Source organism: Sphingobium sp. FG125, assembly GCF_057809795.1.
In genome coordinates this window covers 1-19,010 of sequence record NZ_JBMDKQ010000028.1, presented here as the reverse complement: position 1 = coordinate 19,010, position 19,010 = coordinate 1, and the positions used below count along the sequence as shown (strand labels likewise).

The window sequence follows — 19,010 nt, the reverse complement described above, 5'->3', positions numbered from 1 at the left end:
TACCTTGCTCGTTTTCGCGCCGTTCGACTTCTCGCTCCAGCACTTCCCGAATGAAGGCCGCGCGACGCTGCCGCCCCACCAACTTGTCAATCCGCTCACCGAGACCCTCGGGCAATCGGATGTTCGTCGATTTCACGTTGAGCGGTGGCCTTCCCATACTCGTGTCGTAACCGCGTGTGACACCCGTTCAATCAGAACCAGAATAACCGGCACCGGTTATTGAACATTGCCTTCCTTTTATGTTATAAGCGGTGCCGCTTAGCGCTGCGAACGCATCCTGATGCGGCCGTGACAGTGAACTGAGGAAGGCAGGCCCATGACTTTATCCGATTCTCTCTCGGGTGATTCGAAGATCGCCACGTCGCGCCGCGCCCTGCTGCGCGCACTGACCATCGCGCCGGTCGCCGCGTCGGCGATTGGCTCGCCCTGGGGTAGCGCACTGGCGGCGCTTCACAAACAATACGAAGACGAACCCGCGACACTTGTGCGGACGAAAGAGGGGCGAAGCATAAGCCGCTTCCGCTATCACAATGCCGAACGCTGGATGACCACGCTGGAAGCGGATTTCCTCATCGAGCCGCGACATGCAAAGGAAGCGCTGCATCAGGCCGGTTTCGTCACCCAGCAGGCCCTGTGCGCCTATCTACTGGACATGGGCTTTGCCGATGCGTGGAACGCCAGCCACATCAAGCAGGACATCGCCAAAGCGCTTTCCTACGCCAATGCCTGCGGCTTCGGTCATGACTGCCCCGACATGGCGCGGCTGGCGACAGTTCTCTCGCCCTATTGGAAATGGGGCTATCATTATCATGAGTGGGAGGAAGACCGGCCCCGCACGGGCGGCTTCATTCCCGCCACGATCACGCCCCTTGTGCGCGCCTTGGTGGATCGCGTGCATGACGTGACCGGCCACCCGCGCCCGAAAGGTTGTCAGCGCCGCGCACAGGAGGTGCGGTCATGATGCTGCGCACCGATGCCGAGCATCTGCCCGCACCGATCCGGGAGGAACTTCTCCACGTCACCAAGATCCTGTTCGAAGCGTTCGAGGAAACAACCAAGGGCCGATGCTCAGAACATTTCCGGGCGGGCCGCATTCTTACCCTGATCCTGCACGGCCCCCATGCCGAAAAGGATTGGGAAGAGGTCGCGCCGGGGGAAGCGTTCCGCCTGCTGGCGATCGTCAACTATTCCCGCCTTGCCCGCAGCGAACGCGACTGGCGGCTGGTGCGTGACCGGCTACGTCGCGCATGGGAGCATGGCGAAATTGCCCGCCCGGTGCGGCTGGCGGTGGAAGGCCTTGAGCGGGTCAATAGCGCTCTTGTCGAGGGCGTCCCGCATTTCGTCACGATCGCCGAGCAGGGCATCGCGCTCTACCAGATGGAGGGGTTGCGGCTGAAAGAGCCGCGCCGCCTTCCACTGCGGGAACGGGCAATCCGGGGTGTGGCTGAGTTTATCCGGTGGCATGAGCGCGGCACCGGATTTCTAGCAGGTGCGGCTTTCTATCGGGACCGGGGCAATGCGCCGATGGCGGCGCTGATGTTGCATCAGGCGTGCGAGCATTTCTATCTTTGCGTCTTGTGGTCGATCAGCCTGCACGCGCCGCGCACCCATGCGCTGGATGAACTGCGCGAGGCGGCGGAAGCGCTGGACCCGCGCCTGTGTTCTGCATGGCCGCGCGACAGCCGGTTCGAGCGGCGCGCGTTCGGCTGCATTCGCCGCGCCTATGTCGAAGCGCGCTACGGGCGATCCTACCGTATTTCGGGTGAGGAACTGTCATGGGCGTTTGCGCGGGTGGAAATACTGGCGGAACGTGCGGCGTGCGCGGTCGCGGATCATCAGGCTTCGCTCGCCGAAAGCCTGCCTACGCCCCTGCTTCCGCCGCCCTCAGGACCGACAACGGCGGTGGCGCTTTCCCCGCCTGCTGGTCGCGCAAACATGCTGCAAAGGACATGGCGGATCGTGCGACGTGTCGCACCGCTACAAGGCCGATGGAATTGGCTCGTTTCCGTTCGCCGGTTCTGGTGCTCCCACAGGTGCAGGGACTGGGTTGACCATCTGCCCTTGGCGATTGTCTGCCTGTGCTTCTTCATGGCGGGTGCCGAGGCAACGCTATGGCGGGTGAAGTCTGCGCAGGCCGTCCGTTCCGAACCGGCAGACCTGTCGGCCGTGCTGGACTTCGACGTGCGCGCGGACACTGTGCTTGGCGCGGTCATGGACGTTGCGCAAAGGGCGGGATACCGGGTCAAGGCCAACGAGGACATTTGGACGGTGCGGTGGACCGGAGCCTATCGTGCAAAGGCGACGACCTTCGACGCGCTGGCGGACATTCTCTACGGCTCTGGCCTGTGTCCTGCGATCCGGGAGAGCGTCATCACTTTGCGCTATTGCGACAAGAGCAGCCCGTCCATGGCAGCGATGGTCGAGTATGATGCACAACCGGATAGCAATGTGCGCTTGTCGGTTTCGCGCTAACCGCCGTCCTGTTCCGCCTCGAAGGCCCGCTTGCCCTTGCGCTTCCAAAGGGTAAGCGCGTTGGCCCGTTCCTCGCTGCGCAGTCGGTCGGCAACGGAGAGGAATGCGCCGTAAAGCGTAGCGCGGTCATCGTCGGTCAGATCGACCAGCCCCGCCTTCACGACAAGCCCGCCCAGTTCGATCAGCTGGCGCGTTCTCGCCCGTCGCTTCACTTGCCATTCGCGCATGTCGGTTCGCGCCCTTCGTGCTTCAAGCCGATGCCGCGCCGCTATCGAGCGGGAGAGTGCCGCTTTGCTGGCCAGAAGGTCCGCCCGCAGGCTTGCCGCCTTTGCCAAGAAAGAAGGCCGCGCCCGCCTTGCGCCAGCCCTCCTTTATCGCGGCATCTTTCACCGTGACGGCATGGAGCAGCGCCCCGGCCAGTATATCGGCGTCGAGCGCATCGGCCCCGGTCGCGGTCACCAGTTCGCCACGCTGTCGCACGCGCCGCTCCTTGAGCGCCTTGGCCTTGTCGGCCAGGGCTTTGAGTTCCGAATCAAAATCGCGGGGCTTGCGCATCGCAAAGTCTCCATTGAGTGACGATGGCGCTATGATAAGATGATCGCTCCGCAAGCGCAGTAGAGTCGCCGGGACAGCCTGACACCGCCTAGTCCCGTCCGAGAAATTTTCGAGAAGGGCGCGCTTATACGTCGTTCCGACGTGCGCTTGAGCGTAGTAGATGGACGATCGTCATGGCGATCTTCCACTTCTCCGTTCAGGTCATCAGTCGCGCGGCGGGCCGTTCCGCCGTCTCCGCTGCCGCCTATCGTGCGGGCGAGCGCATGCACGACGAGCGCCTTGATCGCGACCATGATTTCCGTGCCCGCTCTGGCGTCGAGCATAGCGAAATACTGTTGCCGGAGGGCGCGCCTGAACAATGGCAAGACCGCGAACGCCTCTGGAACGATGTCGAGGCATTCGAGAAGCGCAAGGACGCCCAGCTTGCCCGCGAGGTGGAGTTCGCCATTCCCCGCGAAATGACCAAGGCGCAGGGCATCGAACTGGCCCGCGATTTCGTGTCCGCCGAGTTCGTGGATCGCGGCATGATCGCCGATCTCAATGTGCATTGGGACAGAGGCGCGGATGGCCAGCCCAAGCCACACGCCCATGTCATGCTCACCATGCGGGACGTTGTGCAGCGCGAGGACGGCACCGCTGGCTTCGGGGCGAAGGTGCGCGAATGGAACGATCATGCGAATGTCGAATGCTGGCGCGAACGCTGGGAGACCCACGTCAACACGCGCCTGGCCGAACTCGACATTGACGCGCGCATCGATCACCGCAGCCTTGCCGATCAGGGCATCGACCTTGAGCCGCAAAGCAAGATCGGTGGCCCCGCGCACCGGATGGACGCCCAGGGGCTGGAAGCCGACCGCGCGGAAATGCACCGCGAGATCGCGCGGGCGAATGGCGAACGCATTATCGCCGATCCCGGCATCGCGCTTAACGCCATCACCCACCAGCAGGCGACATTCACCAATCGCGACATGGCAATGTTCATCCACCGGCATAGCGACGGGCAGGAGCAGTTCAACGCGGCTATGCGCGCGGTGCGTAATTCGCCTGACCTGATCGCCCTGGGCAAGGACGGGCGCGGCGACGATCGGTTCACCTCGCGCGAGATGATCGAGACCGAGCAGCGGATGAGCCTTGCGGCGGACAGGCTTGCGATGGAGCGGAGCGATGGTCTCTCGGCGGCGGCGACCTACGCCATTCGCGCCGCCGAGAGTGCAGGCCTTACCCTGGGGGCAGAGCAGGAATCCGCGTTGCGTCATATAACGGACAGGCGCGGATTGTCACTGGTGCTGGGCTATGCCGGGACCGGCAAAAGCGCCATGCTGGGCGTAGCGCGCGACGTATGGGAAAGTGCGGGCCTCAACGTGCGCGGCGCTGCGCTCGCGGGCATCGCCGCCGAGGGACTGGAGAACGGCTCCGGTATTGCATCCCGCACCATCGCCAGCATGGAGCATAGCTGGGCGCAGGGCCGCGATTTGCTCAGTGCCCGTGATGTGCTGGTGATTGACGAGGCGGGCATGGTCGGCACGCGCCAGATGGAGCGCGTGCTGTCCCATGCCGCCGATTTTGGCGCGAGGGTCGTGCTGGTCGGCGATCCGCAGCAATTGCAGTCGATCGAGGCGGGCGCGGCGTTCCGCGCGATCCATGAACGCCATGGTGGCGTGGAGATTACCCAGGTTCGCCGCCAGCATGAAGGATGGCAGCGGGATGCTACCCGGCATCTGGCGACCGGCAGAACCGGCGAGGCCATTGCCGCCTATGCCGACAAGAACATGGTGCATCAGGCCGAGACGCGCGACGATGCGCGGCGCGATCTTGTCGAGCGTTGGGATCGCGAACGGCAGGCCGATCCGCACGCCAGCCGCATCATCCTGACCCACACCAATGCAGAGGTGCGCGACCTCAACGAGGCCGCGCGCGCGGCAATGCGCAACGCGGGCGAATTGGGCGAAGAGCGCCAGGTGAAGACCGAGCGCGGCGACCGCCTATTTGCATCGGGTGACCGCATCATGTTCCTGCGCAACGAGCGCAGCCTTGAGGTGAAGAACGGAACGCTGGGCACGATCGAGAAGGTGGACGAAGGCCATATGTCCGTCCGCACCGATGATGGGCGTTCCGTGTCGTTCGACACGAAGGACTATCGCGACCTCGACCATGGCTATGCCGCCACTATCCACAAGGCGCAGGGCATGACCGTGGACAGGACGCATGTGCTGGCGACGCCCGGCATGGATCGCCACGGGGCCTATGTCGCCATGTCCCGCCATCGTGACGGTATGGTGCTTCATTATGGCCGCGACGATTTTCGCGATCAATCGCGGCTTGTCCGCACGCTTTCGCGCGAGCGCGCCAAGGATATGGCGACAGATTACAAACAAGCCGACCCGGCAAGGGAATATGCCGAGCGGCGCGGCATTAACTTTGGCGAGCGGGTCGCGGAAATCGTCAGGCCTATTGTCCAGAAGGCGCGGGGGATGTTCGACAGCTTCCGGCCCAATATCCCGCCGCAGCAGGAACGCGACATATTTGCGGGCTTCCAGCCGAAGGCCGAGCCGCCCGCGCAGGAGCGGGCCGTTCAGCGCCAGCCCGAACATGACACGCAGCCGATGCGCGCAGGCGGCGTGCGCGGTGCGGTTGAGCGCTATGCCAAGGCGCTGGACGCGATCCAGCAGACTCGCACGCAAGGTGTGGAGGCCATGCCGCACCAGCGCGAGGAGTTCGACAGGGCGCGCGATGCTCTGGACGCGATCCGGCCCGAAGGTTCGTCCGACTTGAACAGCGCTTTCCGCAGCAGCCCGGAGCTTGTCCGCGAGGCCGCCGAGGGGCGCGGCCAGGCCGCCGTGCGCGCGATGCAATTGGAGACCGAGATCCGAATGGACCCATTCCAGCGGGCTGACCGGTTTGTGGAAGGCTGGCAGCAGTTGCAGCGCCATCATGCAGAGCTTGTGCGCGACGGCAATTTCCGGGGCGCGAAAAGCGCCGCGCAGCAGATGGCGGGCATGGCGAAAAGCCTCGAACGCGACGCCCAGCTTGAATCCGTGCTGGGCCTGCGCAGCCGCGAGCTTGGGCTTGAGATCGGCCAACAGATGGGCCGCAGCCTCTCCCACGACCTCGCATCCTCCATCCCCTTCGATCACGGACGCGACATCGGTCGCGGCTTGAGCCGCTAACCCCAAGGAGACCATGATATGGATGACGAACAGAGCCTATTGAACGAACCGGAGCCGGAACCCCGGCCCAATGCCGCCGCCGAGGCGTTCGCGCACCTCTCAGAGCGCGTGGCCGCTATGGAGGAACGGTTGGACGGGCGCATGGCGGTGATGGCCCGCGCGCTTGAGCATATCGCCATAGAGAAGCAGAGCCTCGAATTTCCTGACTACGGGCCGACGCTTGCCAAGATGAACGGCTATCTCGCGACGTTGGCGGGGCAGACCAAGAAGATCATGGATGCGCCCGCCATGCAATTGACGCCGGAGAGCATGGCGGAGCGGATCGACGTAGCGGCGGATGCCGCACGAGCGACGGATAAGGCGACCATCAAGAAGTCGCTGGATTTGCATCATCAGGCCCATGCGGATCAGATGCGCGCGATTGGAACCGTTCGGACCAAGCAGGAACAGCGCTGGCAGATGTTCTGTTGCGGCGGCGGCGTGGCTCTGGCCATATCGCTTCTGTGGCTGATCTATCCCGGCTGGGCGGCCAGCATCGGCCCGCAAAGCTGGCTCTGGCCGGAGAGGGTTGCCCGTCGCACGCTGGGCGAGCCGTCACTATGGGATGCCGGTATCCGACTTATGCGCGCCGGGAACCCGGACGGCTGGCAGGCGATTGTGGACGCCGCCGACTTTGCGCGGGAGAACCGCGCCAGCATTTCCGGATGTCAGAGGGCAGCAGCTAAGGCCAAGGAGCCTGTGCGATGCACCGTCAGCATTCGCAAATAGCCTTCCATCCATAATGGACTGTTTTTATAAGTAAAAATTCTGTTAATTATATGAACTCTCTTGCTGTCATGAGGAGGCCATGGAACACAAGGTAATTGATGCAGGGGTGCATCAGTGAGACCTAGGGGGACATGTGGACGATAACGCAGCCAGTTTTGACAGCGGCGTGCGTGCGCTTGCCACGTTATTAGCGATACACAAAATTGCCGTTGACCCACAGCAGTTGCGGCATGAGTTGGGGCATCACGATCGTGTCTCGGCAGAAGATATTCAGCGTCTCGCCAAACGTCAGGACGGGGTAAGAACCCGCCTTCTTCAAGTGAATTTCGATAGGCTGGGGCGTCAAACCCTGCCTGCATTAGCGAACGGAGCGGAAGGCTGGTTTCTCATCGGTCGTGCGAGCGATATTGACGCACTGGTGCAGCGGCCTGGGCATAATGTCGAGAAAATGCCTCGGGATGAGCTTGAGCGGATATGGTCGGGCGAATTGATCCTGCTGACGACGCGAGAGAGCGTCGCCGGGGCTGCGGGGCGGTTCGATATCCGATGGTTTATTCCTCAAATCGTGCGTTACCGCAAACTGATCGGCGAGGTGCTGCTGATCACATTGGCGCTCAACCTTTTGGGATTGGCAGCGCCGCTATTCTTCCAGAACGTCATCGATAAAGTCCTGGTCCACAATACGCTTGCTACCCTTCAGGTTCTATCGGTGGGCTTCGTCGCGGTCTCATTGTGGGAGGTTACTTTCGGTTGGCTGCGTACACGCCTTTATTCCGAAACCAGCCAGAAGCTTGATGTGGAACTCGGTTCCAAACTTTTCCGGCATATGCTGGGCCTCCCCCTTTCTTATTTCGAGGGGCGGCGTGTCGGGGACACCGTTACGCGCGTCCGCCAGTTGGAATCCATCCGAGAATTTCTGACCAATGCCTCGTTGTCGGTCCTTGTCGATCCGTTTTTCACGATCGTGTTCCTGATCGCGATGTGGATTTATTCGCCGACGCTATTCTGGGTCGTGGCGGCCACAATCCCTGCTTATGTCGTCATTTCATTGCTCGTGACGGGACCGTTGCGCCATCGCCTCGACGAAAAATTCGAGCGCGGTTCCGCCAATAATGCTCTGCTTGTCGAGAGTGTATCGGGTATGCAGACGATCAAGGCGGCGGCTGTGGAGCCGCAATGGCAGGAGAGGTGGGAGCGCCAGTTAGCGGGATATAGCGCGGCCAACCAACGGGTCATCAATCTTGGTAATAGCGGCAGTCAGGCTGTCCAGTTAATCTCAAAGCTCAGCCTTGCAGCTATTCTTTTCTTCGGAGCCCGCGAAGTGATTGCCGGGGCCATGACGGTAGGCGCGCTCGTCGCCTTCAACATGTTTGCCCAGCGAGTCTCCGGACCGGTCATCCGCATGGCTCAGCTCTGGCAGGACTTCCAGCAGGTCAGGCTCTCGATCGATCGGCTAGGGGATGTCCTCAACCAGCCGGTCGAGCCGGGCGCTGGCTCCCGCGTCGCCCTGCCTGAGATCAAGGGCACTATTCGCTTCGAAGGCGTCAAATTCCGCTATGGTCTCGAAGGGTCATGGACGCTGGAGGATATCAATTTTCACCTGCCTGCAGGCGGAACACTGGGCATCGCCGGGTCTTCCGGCTCAGGCAAATCCACGCTGACGAAGCTTCTGCAGCGGCTCTACACACCTGCAGCGGGCAGGATATTGATCGACGGGGTGGATATCGCGCAGATCGATCCGGCATGGCTGCGTCGGCAGATCGGCGTGGTTCTTCAGGAAAACCTACTGTTCAACCGGTCGATCCGCGAGAATATTGCCCTCGCCCACCCTGCGATGCCGCTCGAACAAGTTATGGCCGCCGCCCAACTTGCAGGCGCGCATGAGTTTGTTGTGGGCCTGCCACAGGGCTATGACACCATCATCGAAGAGCGCGGCGTCAATCTCTCTGGTGGCCAGCGTCAGCGCCTTGCCATTGCCCGCGCGCTTGTCACGCAGCCGCGCATCCTCATCCTCGACGAAGCTACTTCGGCACTTGACGCTGAAAGTGAAGAGATCATCCAGCGCAACCTCCGCGCCATGGCGCGCGGACGCACCGTGCTGATCATCGCGCACAGGCTTTCGGCTATCCGGCAATGCGACCGCATCATGACCCTAGAGAAGGGTCAGGTTGTTGAGGTTGGCACGCATGATGAGTTGCTCCGCCAGGGCGGTCGCTATGCCAGCCTGCACCGGCGGCAAATGGGCATGGGGGATGGGGCGGCATGAACGCCATCTCGGAGCATTGGGATATCGTGCGCGCAGCGCTTGCCGAGGAGAAACAGCGGGCAAAGTCGCTTACCCGTGTCGACGAAATCAGTTTTCTGCCCGCAGCACTGGAGATCATCGAACGCCCGGTATCGCCCACCGCACGGGCAACGACATGGGTCTTGCTCATCGGATTGGTTCTCACACTGCTTTGGCTTACGTTCGGGAAGCTGGATGTGGTCGCATCGGCCTCTGGCCGCTTGATACCGGCTGACAACGTCAAGCTGGTCCAACCCGTCGAGGCCGGAATCGTTCGATCCATTTTGGTCCAAAATGGCCAGGCAGTCCGCAAGGGCGAGGTACTCGTTGAACTGGACCCTACCGTCTCTGCGGCAGAAGCGGTTCAGGCAGAGTCTGCATTGCAAACAGCACTGTTCGATATCGCGCGCGCCAATGCAGTCTTGTCCGCACTGGACGGACACGGCCTTAAGTTCGTTCCCCCTACGGGTACGGCACCACAATTGGCAGTGACGCAGCGTGCGCTCGCCGCCGCCGATCTTGCGGGAATTGAGGCGTCCATATCTGGTCGTTCTGCCGACATACAAGCGGCTCGCGCCGCTCGTTCCGAAGCTTTGGTGCAGGCGGCAAAACTGACGGAGACTATCCCGCTCATCGATGAACAGCTTCAGGCCTACGAAGGTCTACTGGCGAAAGGATATGCGGCCAAGCTCAAGGTCATCGAGATGCGGCGGCAACGCTTCGCAACGATCCGCGATCGGGAAGCGGCGCTTGAAACGGCAAAGAAGGCGGAAGCACAATCGTCAGGCGCTTCCAGTATCATGGCACAGAGCAAGGCAGAAGCGCGCACGAGGATATTGACTGATCTCGCGAAGGCAGAAGCCGATGCACGATTGCGTCGGGAGGAATTGGTCAAAAGCCGCCAGCGTAGCAGTTTGCAACGCTTGCTTGCCCCCGTCGACGGTACCGTCTCTCAATTGTCAATTCACACGATCGGCGGCGTCGTGGAACCCACCAAGCCTATCATGGTGATCGTGCCAAGGGGCGGTTCTCTGGTTGCCGAGGTCAAGATCCTCAACAAGGACGTTGGCTTCGTCAAGGAAGGTCAACCCGTTGCCGTAAAACTGGAGGCCTTCCCGTTCACACGCTATGGGACTGTGCCCGGCACTTTGGAAAGTATCGGATCAGATGCAATAGAAGACGAAAAATTGGGGCTCGTCTATCCTGCCCGCATAAGGCTCACGCGTGCAACAATCGATCGCAACGGCATTGCCACTGCTCTGACCGTTGGTCTTGCTGCCACGGCTGATATTCGCACCGGCCGACGCTCCGTTCTAAGCTATCTTGTTAGTCCCATCAATGAGGCGACGCAGGACGCGGGGAGGGAACGATGAGCATCAACTATAAGGCGATCATCGCACTATTTATCACCGGAGCTTCTCTAACCGGGTGCAACCGGCCAGCGGAAGTACGTTATCGTGTCACGGTGGAGGTGAATGACCGGGGAACGATCCGGGCCGGGTCGAGCGTATGGTCGTTTGCTCTGGAAAAATCCATATTGCCTTTGGCGAGTCCGTACAATTCCCGCTTTCTTGGAGATGCAGTAGCGGTGGAAATTCCTGGACGAGGCACCCTATTTGCTCTGGTTGATTCTGCAGCAATGTATCCCGAAAACCTTTTCGGCAACCGTCAAAGACCTAAAGTAAATCCTCCTCGCTTTGCCGAGAGAGTAGAGGACTTACGTAATATCAAGAAGATGGACGGCATGAGCGCGACGCTCAATTGCGTCAATCCGGCGTGGATCGGAATCCGCTGCCCCAAGCTCATTAGGTTCCGAAATATCAACGATCCGAGAACTCTCGAAGTTGTTGATCCAATCAATATGGCTGAATTTTTTGGTAGTGGGGTAAATTTAGGAAAAGTAACTGTCGAAATAACGAATGATCCAGTTACAACCGGAATTGTTAATATTTTGCCTTGGCTGAGCGATATGAGTCGCTGTCGGACAGATCCAAACAATCCATTCACTTCTACACTATCAAGCGATATAGTTTATCTTAGGAGTCATCAATCATGACATCGAGAGAAGATTTATTCATCGCGATAATTTTTTCAAATAGATTATAACCTGATAGGCGGGCTGAGTGATGAGGCGACGCGATGTACTTCAGTTTTTAGGAGGAGGCGCGACCATGAGCCTTCTTAGCGGTTGTAAACTGCTGGGATATCCGCGCGCCAGCCTGCGCTATCGGATGACCGTCGAGGTGGATACGCCAAATGGCCTTCGAACCGGATCCAGCGTTATCGAGTCGACCTTAACCTCCGGTCCCAGAACCGGCGAAGGGAGCGGATTGCAATCTACGTTGAAGGGGGAAGCCGTGGCGGTCGATTTGCCGGGCGGGCAAACCTTGTTCGCCTTGCTTTCCGGCCCGACGCAGCATTCCGCGAGCGACTACCAAGATCAACTGTTCAACGAGGCTTTGCAGGCGGGGGCGGTTTCGACACCTCCGATGCCACGGCGATATGATAGTTCGGAATGGGCAGGGATGCGCAAGGTGGCGACCGAACTCAAGCCTAAGTTGACGCTACCGACTGCGCTTTATCCCATGCTGGTGCGATTCAGCGATATTCGTGACCCTAAAAGCGTGGAAGCGGTGGATCCGGAGGCGCTCGACGAAGTATTCGGGCCGGGCGTTCGCCTCGTACGGATTACGCTCAAAGTGACAGATGATCCGCTGACAATGGAAATTGAGAATAAGTTGCCAAAACCACCTTTTGTGCGCTACTTCGTATATAAAGGAAAAGAGTCAAAATCGCTAAATTTGTTCAACGGAAAGAAAGTATCTGAATTGATGGATGCTGAAAAATTCTTTCAAGGGAATAGAAAATGAACAACGATCTGTTTCTGTCAATTCTTTCGTTGGATTCTTACAATAGAGGTTATAACCAAAATATTATTCTAGAAATGCCAATATTTGATCCGGATGGAGATGCATCTAGCGTTGTTCAAATTGGCAACGCAACAATTTCGAGAGATTCAAGCAGTCTGAAGGATTCAAATCAAAATCGTCTCGATATCTCAGCCGGTTTTTACGCTCTATCTTACGCGATCACCGATGGTTCGGTTACGGGGCTCACAGATGGCACCACGGTTATTTCCTATCGCGGGACAGACAATCTTTCTCCTTTCCAGGGTAGCAGCGACATCTGGAATGGCTGGGTCATTGGGGCGGGCCTCCCGATTGCCCAGGCGCCGCTCACTCTGGCCTTTTACCAAGCGGCAACGGGCCATAGTGCGTTCGATACTGGCCAACCAGATACTACAGTCCTTACAGGCCATTCTTTGGGCGGCGGACTGGCCGGTTTTGCCGGAATGCTCTCGGGCAATTCTGTCCTTGCCTTCGATCATATGCCGTTCGGCGCGGCGGGCTATGCCGCGTGGACTAATGAATATGTCACGCGACTTGTGCCATATGTCCGCGAGAATGTTACAAATGGCGAGAGCATCGCCGCTCTTCCCCTCTCGACGCTGCTTGAGCTCTACCCACCTACCTCTGAAATGATTGCAGCATTGGGGATGCGGATACCTACTTTAGGCCGCATCGACGCAACGGCGGTTGAACTAGAGGTTAACGCAGGGTTGCGCAACGGATCCTATGCTGCCTTGGCAGGGGGTGTTCTGAGCATTGCGTTCGGTCCATTTTTTGCGGCGCTGGGCGCTACGATAGCGGGCGGTCAAATCACGGCAGAGGCCAATATCGATGTCGAGACACTCGATACCTTTGGATGGAGCAATCTGGATCCCGTCGCTCACCATAGCATGGCGCTTCTGGTGTTGCTCAAATATGCCCAGCAGTGCGAAGCTGCTGACACCGACGGCTCGTCGTCCGCATGGCGCACCGGAACCCTCGCCGATAAACTCCTCAACGCCCTCTATGACAATGAGATCGCGCAAGTCGCAGGTGCGTCGGAGATTTCAGGAAAGCTTAAAGATTCGGGAAATTACGCGAGCATTCTTCTGAACGCCTTGGCATATTCGGCAATTGACGAGGGGGTTCGTGTCTTTGGCGACACAGGCATTCGAGCCTGGTTTAATGATGCAAACGATCTTGGAGGCGCGCTCCAAGTAGGTGGCTCGCAGTCGATCAAGGATAGCACCGACGCCCTAGTGAAGATGCTGGTCGAATATGCTGGCAAACTAGCAATCGGCAAAGTTGAGAATGTGAACGACGAGATTGCCAAGGATGGCATTCTGACGCTCGGTTCCGACATGTTGGCCATCGATCTCTCAAGCGGCACTTGGTCCAAGGGCGCGACATCGACGCAGATACTTGGTCGTAATGAACTAATAGGTTCGGCTTTATCGGAGGTGCAGGTTGACACGTTGACCATTCAAAATCTGGATGGTTCCGTTAGCACGGTAGTATCAGCAGTTCGTTCAGATCTGCTTACTGGGCTTAACTGGCTGCATGCGGACAAGCCTGGTTACGATGAGACCGATCCCAGTGCGCTAGTCGATCGTATCGTGTTTCGCACTGGTAACGGAAATTACGTCGGCTCGCTGCCAGATCGCCTGAATCCGCATCCCGCAACAGATGGCTTGACGCTATTCGTGTCGGGTGACGGTAATGACAATATCAGCGGCACGACGAGCGATGATTTCATCGTTGGCGGTAACGGCGGCGACACCATTCAGGGCGGTGACGGTGATGATCTGATAGCCGGCGGGGCTGGGAACGATATCCTCGTAGGCGGAGCAGGCCAAGATTTTCTGGCAGGTGGGGCTGGCTACGATAGGATTGACCTGGGGTTACAGTCAGCATCTTCCGGTGTTTCGGTTGTGATGGCAGCGGTTGACGCGCAAGCATCCGACCAGAGATCAGCTTTTCAGATTGAATATAACGGGGACACCGATCGTGCAATCGACATTGAACAAATAGATCTTACCAGCTACTCCGATACCGTAAATATAAATTATCTCGGACTGGCGGACGGCGATAGCCCGTTGTCTGATCTTAAGATAGACTTTAAAGGCGCTGATGCACCAACCCGCAGTGATGACATGCTCGATTTTAGCGGTGCTGGCATCGCCAATGCTACGACATTGTTGGCGACAGGAATCGGTAGCGCGAACGCGGGTGTGTATGTCGATTTATCGAACAAAGACAATCAGGTCGTAAAATATTATTATGATTGGGGCTCTCTACCGATCATCGGTGATGTCCACACGACCGGGTCCGCAGTCCGTCTCCAAGCGGCAAATGCCAATAGCGTGAAGGGCACCGTCTTCGACGATGTCCTGATTGCGCAGGCAGGCACCGCTGATCATGGTGAAGGGTATTCCACGCTCTATGGTGGAGCAGGCAACGACCAACTTACGGGGGGTGGCTGGGAATCGCATTTATATGGAGGAACCGGTTCTGACAGTTTCTCAGTAGGCTCGAATGTAACCGTCGAAGATGGAGAGCTTCGCGCCGGAGACGCCACATATTTCGCCGGTTTCCGCCTGAACGGCGGGGTAAAGGCGTGGTGGATGGAAGGAAACACGGCATATTGGATGCCCTTCACGTCCCTACTCGGCGCGTTTCCGGTGATTGGAGCAGAGCTATTATCGACGGCCGCGATTTTTGTAGACGTCCCAATGATGAAATTTGCATCTTATCAGTTAGGTGCTGACGGGGCATTGTCGATTAGTCTTGCCTGGGGATTGGGTGGTACGGCTCAAGTCAAAAACTACAGTATCGATTCCAACTCAGGTTCCGGAACTGCGGGCATCACCGTTTTTCAACAAGGCGGCGGAGTTGGCAAATCATTGACGGGAAACCGGATCGAGAGTTATGTAAGCTTGGCATTATATGCTGGCTTTGGCCACGGCATGCCCGGCTATGATCCGCTGGTTCTCGACCTGGATGGAGACGGTTTCAATCTTGTCGCCGAAGACGTTTCGTCAACTTATTTCGAGTTCGACAATGATGGTTTTGGTGAGCATGTCGGATGGGTCCGCGGTACGGACGGTTTCCTGGTGCGTGATGCCAATGCCAATGGGAAAATCGATAACGTTTCGGAAATGTTCGGGAACCAGACTACTGGCGGGTTCGACGTATTAGCAGGATATGATTATGACCTGAACGGCTCGATCGATGCCTCGGACACGGTCTTTGCCAGCCTGTCAGTATGGCAGGATCATAATCAGGATGGGATAACTGATGCGGGTGAATTGAAAACGCTGGCGCAACTTGGCATCGTTTCGATCGGTCTCGCTCATGCCGCGCCAGCCTCACCGACCGTAATCGGCGGCAATGTCATTGCTCAGATTGGAAACTTCACACGAGCGGACGGTTCAACCGGTGGCATCGCTGACGTTGTTCTGGGTCTCAACGAAACAAACACCCAATGGCTAGGTGACAAAACCATCTCGGTGGAGGCTGAGGCGCTGCCGCAGTTGTCTGGATTTGGTGAAATCAAAGATTTGCGCGTCGCGATGTCGGGCGATAGCGTCCTGATTGGCTTGGTTGCGGATTATGTCGAGATGGCGGCGACCAGTCTCGACACTCTCGAAAGCGGCGCTGAAGCGATCCTTTACCGTTGGGCCGGTGTCGATACCGTTATCGAACAAAGTCTGGGTAGCAACGGGTTCGATACGCGCAAGCTCGCCTTCCTCGAGAAATATACCGGGTACGAGCTGATGCCGCGCAGTGCGTCAGGCGTCGTTTTGCTCGGCAACCTGGACGAAGTTGAAGCCCTATGGGTGGATCAGCTTACCCGCCTCACCTTGCGCTTGGCTGTGCAGGGTCCGCTCGGTTCCGACTTCGGCGGCATCACTTATAATGCCGAGCGCGACCTTCTTGTGGCAAGCACTCCAACCGCGCTTGGCGATTTGCTGCATAATCTGCTTAGCGACCTGCCAAATGATCCGGTTGCCGCTGCTGCGCAATGGGCCAATTGGGGACCATTGCTCGGTGCGTTAACCGAGTCCATGGTGCGCTTCGACGCCAATATCGTGCGCGCAGACTACGTCTTTGCGCAACTTGTCGCCGCGATGGATGATGTTGTTCAGCCGCTCTCGCTTCAACAGCTCTCATCAGCACTCGGTATTGTCAACGTTCAGATTGGATCAGCGGGTAACGATAGCCTGACGCGTGCCGTCGGCGGAACTGCCATTTTTTACGCGGGCGGTGGTAATGATCAATTGATCGGCGGTGGTGGGCAGGATGTCTATGTTTTTGGGCGTGAAGTCGGCCACGCAATCATCACCGATATCGAAGCCCGCGAGAGTGGCGACAGAATCCGTTTCGCATTTTTGAACCGCTCCGATGTCAGTCTCGAACGCAACGGTGCGGATTTGGTGATCACGATAACGGCCACCAGCGAGACGGTGCGGGTTGTCGGACAATTCGCCGATGTCACGCCGGGCGGCGCAGACCTGATCCTCAGCTCCAACAAGGGCGTGGAAGATATCCAATTTGCCGATGGCACTGTTATGGAAATCCCAGCTATCATGATCGCTGTAGGAGCAGGGACGGACGGGGACGATCATCTCATTGGAACCATGCATTCCGATGCCCTGACAGGTGGCAAAGGCAACGACCTTCTCCAAGGCGGCGACGATGCCGATTTATATGTCATCAATGCCGGTGACGGCCACGATATCATTGAGGAAAATCAATCGACCCCACTACTTCGTTCCGCCGATATGGTGGTATTCGGAGACGATGTCGCCCCTGACGACCTGGTAATTTCAAGAGTGGGTACGTCAGGTGCAGATCTTCTTTTCACCATCGGCACGTCCGGCCAAAGTCTGCTGATAAGAAACCAGTTTGGATACTCGTCGCTGGGTTACAACGCTGCGCTTGGTCTCAATTCTCGGATCGAGGCCTTCTCTTTCCGCGAATATGGCGATGCGTGGTCCTACAAAGACGTGCAGCAGAAGCTAATTGCGCAGGCGACTACAGCAGGGGCGGACGTGACCCGCGGTTTCGGCGACGATGATACATTCCAGGATTCTGCCGGCAACGACAGCCTGATTGGGATGGACGGCGCGGACACATATAATTGGGGCAAGGGCAGTGGAAATGACACGATCGATGAACAGGCGGCATTCATTGACGTGGAAGTCGGCCTAGGCGGCATAAGCCTAACCACTCGCGCGGACACTGTGCAGTTCTCTCAAGGGGTTACGCTATCCGACCTTAAATTCTCACGAGACAGTTCGGCGCCTGATCTTGCCATCACCATCCTCTCGACCGGTGAAAAGCTCACGGTCAAGAACCAGTTCGATGGCATCCAGACCGGTGTTCTCGGCGCACAATGGTTCAATCGCGTCGAATGGTTCCAGCTCGCAGATGGCACGCGCATTTCCTGGCAGGATGTCGAGGCACTCGTGACCACTGGCGGTGTGGGCGACGACCAACTTTATGGGGACATTGTGATCGACACCATGAAGGGTGGCGTGGGCAATGACTTTCTGTCGGGTGGCGGCGCAGGCGATACGTATATTTTCAACAGCGGCGATGGCCACGACACGCTACAGGACAATAATTGGAGCTTCCTTGGCGAGGGCTTCATCACCGTCGATGGTTCGCCCGACGTCCTGCAATTCGGGCCTGGGATCTCGGCAGCGGACATCAGCTTCGGGCGTAATGGCAAGGATGTCGATCTCATAATTGGCACGACCGGCGATCGTGTGACGCTGAAGAACCAGGACGATTATATCTACACAGGCATCTTCGGGAATCTCTCTGCAAACCGGATCGAGGAAATCCGCTTCGCTGACGGCGCCGTTTGGACCTGGCAGCAGCTCAACCAGAATATGATCGCAGCGGCAACCACCTCCGGCGATGACCTCACACTAGGTACCTCGACAGAGGATGTCTTCGCCGCGAGCGCTGGTAACGACATCATCGATGGCGGTGACGGAAGCGATACCTATGTTTTCGAGCACGGTGCCGGTGATGATATCATTCGCGATCACGTCGACCATATTTTCAACGGCGACAATGACCGGCTGAACTTTGGCACCGGCATCACCCGAGCGGACCTGGGCTTTGCACGTGAAGGCAATGACCTCATCATCTCCATTCTCGACAGTGGAGATAGCGTTCGAGTTGAGGACCAGTTCCGATGGGATGCTTGGTACATTTGGCATGACATTGAAACATTCGGATTCGCCGACGGCTCGACGCTCACTAACGCCGATGTTCAACAAATTCTCCTGACGAATACTCCGGGCAACGATGTTCTGACGGGTTTCTCCGGAGACGACCTCATCGACGGTGGCGCAGGGGATGATCAACTGATCGGCGGAGATGGATCGGATACCTATGTGTTTGGCCGTGGATATGGCCACGACACGATCCACGAACAGCTCAATTATATCATGCTGGGCGATTTCGATCAGATACGCTTCAGTGCAGGCGTTACCGTTGACGATCTGACATTTGTGCGGGACGGCGATGATCTTCTCATCACGATCATCGACACACAGGACAGTATCCTGGTTCAGGGGCAATTTTCTTCGGCTGGCGGCTATCTCTGGCACGATATAGAGAGCCTTGTCTTTGCCGATGGTTCGAGTCTTTCGGACGAAGATATCCGCGTCAAGATTCTGGCGGGCACTGGTGGGAACGATACACTTGTTGGATTTGTCGCAAGCGACACGCTTGACGGCAAGGCCGGCGATGACATCCTGCGAGGCGGGGATGGTAGCGACACCTATGTTTTTGGCCGCGGCTAGGCTTTGTTGCGCAATTACGCTTGGGGGATTCCTTGGGGGAATCGAGTGCTTT

General features: G+C 58.2%; 11 protein-coding genes. 9 read left to right on the top strand and 2 right to left on the bottom strand.

Translation table 11 applies throughout. The features are described 5' to 3' along the window. The first annotated feature begins 316 nt into the window (after nt 1–316). Both ACODSR_RS19115 and ACODSR_RS19110 read left to right on the top strand, forming a co-directional pair. Entirely contained in the window at nt 317–961 is a 645-nt protein-coding gene (locus ACODSR_RS19115; RefSeq protein WP_489078191.1) for a hypothetical protein, read from the top strand. Next, on the top strand, nt 958–2,472 hold the full coding sequence (locus ACODSR_RS19110; protein WP_489078190.1) for a HEPN domain-containing protein: 1,515 nt from the start codon (nt 958–960) through the stop codon (nt 2,470–2,472). Before ACODSR_RS19115 ends, ACODSR_RS19110 begins: the two co-directional genes overlap by 4 nt. Here ACODSR_RS19110 and ACODSR_RS19105 read toward each other — a convergent pair. Together ACODSR_RS19105 and ACODSR_RS19100 are read right to left on the bottom strand one after the other, a co-directional pair. After that, nucleotides 2,469–2,699: a conjugal transfer protein TraD gene (locus ACODSR_RS19105; protein ID WP_489078188.1), complete on the bottom strand. Its 231-nt coding sequence runs from the start codon at nt 2,697–2,699 to the stop codon at nt 2,469–2,471. The two genes, ACODSR_RS19110 and ACODSR_RS19105, sit on opposite strands and share 4 nt — an antisense overlap. Nucleotides 2,700–2,721: 22 nt before the next feature. Then, nucleotides 2,722–3,027, bottom strand: coding sequence for a conjugal transfer protein TraD (locus ACODSR_RS19100; protein WP_489078186.1), 306 nt, complete (start codon nt 3,025–3,027; stop codon nt 2,722–2,724). A 173-nt stretch (nt 3,028–3,200) separates the two neighbouring features. On the opposite strand from ACODSR_RS19100, the gene traA reads away from it, so the two are divergent. The 7 genes from traA (at nt 3,201) to ACODSR_RS19065 (ending at nt 18,958) form a co-directional block, all read left to right on the top strand. After that, nucleotides 3,201–6,194: a Ti-type conjugative transfer relaxase TraA gene (gene traA, locus ACODSR_RS19095; protein WP_489078185.1), complete on the top strand. Its 2,994-nt coding sequence runs from the start codon at nt 3,201–3,203 to the stop codon at nt 6,192–6,194. 18 nt (nt 6,195–6,212) lie between these two features. Further along, nucleotides 6,213–6,962, top strand: a complete 750-nt coding sequence (locus ACODSR_RS19090) for a DUF6118 family protein (protein ID WP_489078184.1) — start codon at nt 6,213–6,215, stop codon at nt 6,960–6,962. A 133-nt stretch (nt 6,963–7,095) separates the two neighbouring features. Then, nucleotides 7,096–9,228 (top strand): type I secretion system permease/ATPase, encoded by a 2,133-nt coding sequence (locus ACODSR_RS19085; RefSeq protein WP_489078183.1) that lies wholly within the window; start codon nt 7,096–7,098, stop codon nt 9,226–9,228. After that, nucleotides 9,225–10,619, top strand: coding sequence for an HlyD family type I secretion periplasmic adaptor subunit (locus ACODSR_RS19080; protein ID WP_489078182.1), 1,395 nt, complete (start codon nt 9,225–9,227; stop codon nt 10,617–10,619). The genes ACODSR_RS19085 and ACODSR_RS19080 overlap by 4 nt, the downstream gene beginning before the upstream one ends. After that, nucleotides 10,616–11,302 (top strand): hypothetical protein, encoded by a 687-nt coding sequence (locus ACODSR_RS19075; RefSeq protein WP_489078181.1) that lies wholly within the window; start codon nt 10,616–10,618, stop codon nt 11,300–11,302. Before ACODSR_RS19080 ends, ACODSR_RS19075 begins: the two co-directional genes overlap by 4 nt. A 115-nt stretch (nt 11,303–11,417) precedes the next feature. Beyond that, a complete protein-coding gene (locus ACODSR_RS19070) occupies nt 11,418–12,116 on the top strand; it encodes a hypothetical protein (protein ID WP_489078180.1) in 699 nt (232 codons plus the stop codon). Continuing rightward, nucleotides 12,113–18,958 (top strand): calcium-binding protein, encoded by a 6,846-nt coding sequence (locus ACODSR_RS19065; protein WP_489078179.1) that lies wholly within the window; start codon nt 12,113–12,115, stop codon nt 18,956–18,958. Before ACODSR_RS19070 ends, ACODSR_RS19065 begins: the two co-directional genes overlap by 4 nt. Nucleotides 18,959–19,010 lie beyond the last annotated feature (52 nt).

Bases quoted from the DNA above. Each gene is read 5' to 3' on its own strand.
- ACODSR_RS19115 (WP_489078191.1), top strand. From the start codon at position 317: ATGACTTTATCCGATTCTCTCTCGGGTGATTCGAAGATCGCCACGTCG.
- ACODSR_RS19110 (WP_489078190.1), top strand. From the start codon at position 958: ATGATGCTGCGCACCGATGCCGAGCATCTGCCCGCACCGATCCGGGAG.
- ACODSR_RS19105 (WP_489078188.1), bottom strand. From the start codon at position 2,699: ATGCGCGAATGGCAAGTGAAGCGACGGGCGAGAACGCGCCAGCTGATC.
- ACODSR_RS19100 (WP_489078186.1), bottom strand. From the start codon at position 3,027: ATGCGCAAGCCCCGCGATTTTGATTCGGAACTCAAAGCCCTGGCCGAC.
- traA (WP_489078185.1), top strand. From the start codon at position 3,201: ATGGCGATCTTCCACTTCTCCGTTCAGGTCATCAGTCGCGCGGCGGGC.
- ACODSR_RS19090 (WP_489078184.1), top strand. From the start codon at position 6,213: ATGGATGACGAACAGAGCCTATTGAACGAACCGGAGCCGGAACCCCGG.
- ACODSR_RS19080 (WP_489078182.1), top strand. From the start codon at position 9,225: ATGAACGCCATCTCGGAGCATTGGGATATCGTGCGCGCAGCGCTTGCC.
- ACODSR_RS19075 (WP_489078181.1), top strand. From the start codon at position 10,616: ATGAGCATCAACTATAAGGCGATCATCGCACTATTTATCACCGGAGCT.
- ACODSR_RS19070 (WP_489078180.1), top strand. From the start codon at position 11,418: ATGAGCCTTCTTAGCGGTTGTAAACTGCTGGGATATCCGCGCGCCAGC.
- ACODSR_RS19065 (WP_489078179.1), top strand. From the start codon at position 12,113: ATGAACAACGATCTGTTTCTGTCAATTCTTTCGTTGGATTCTTACAAT.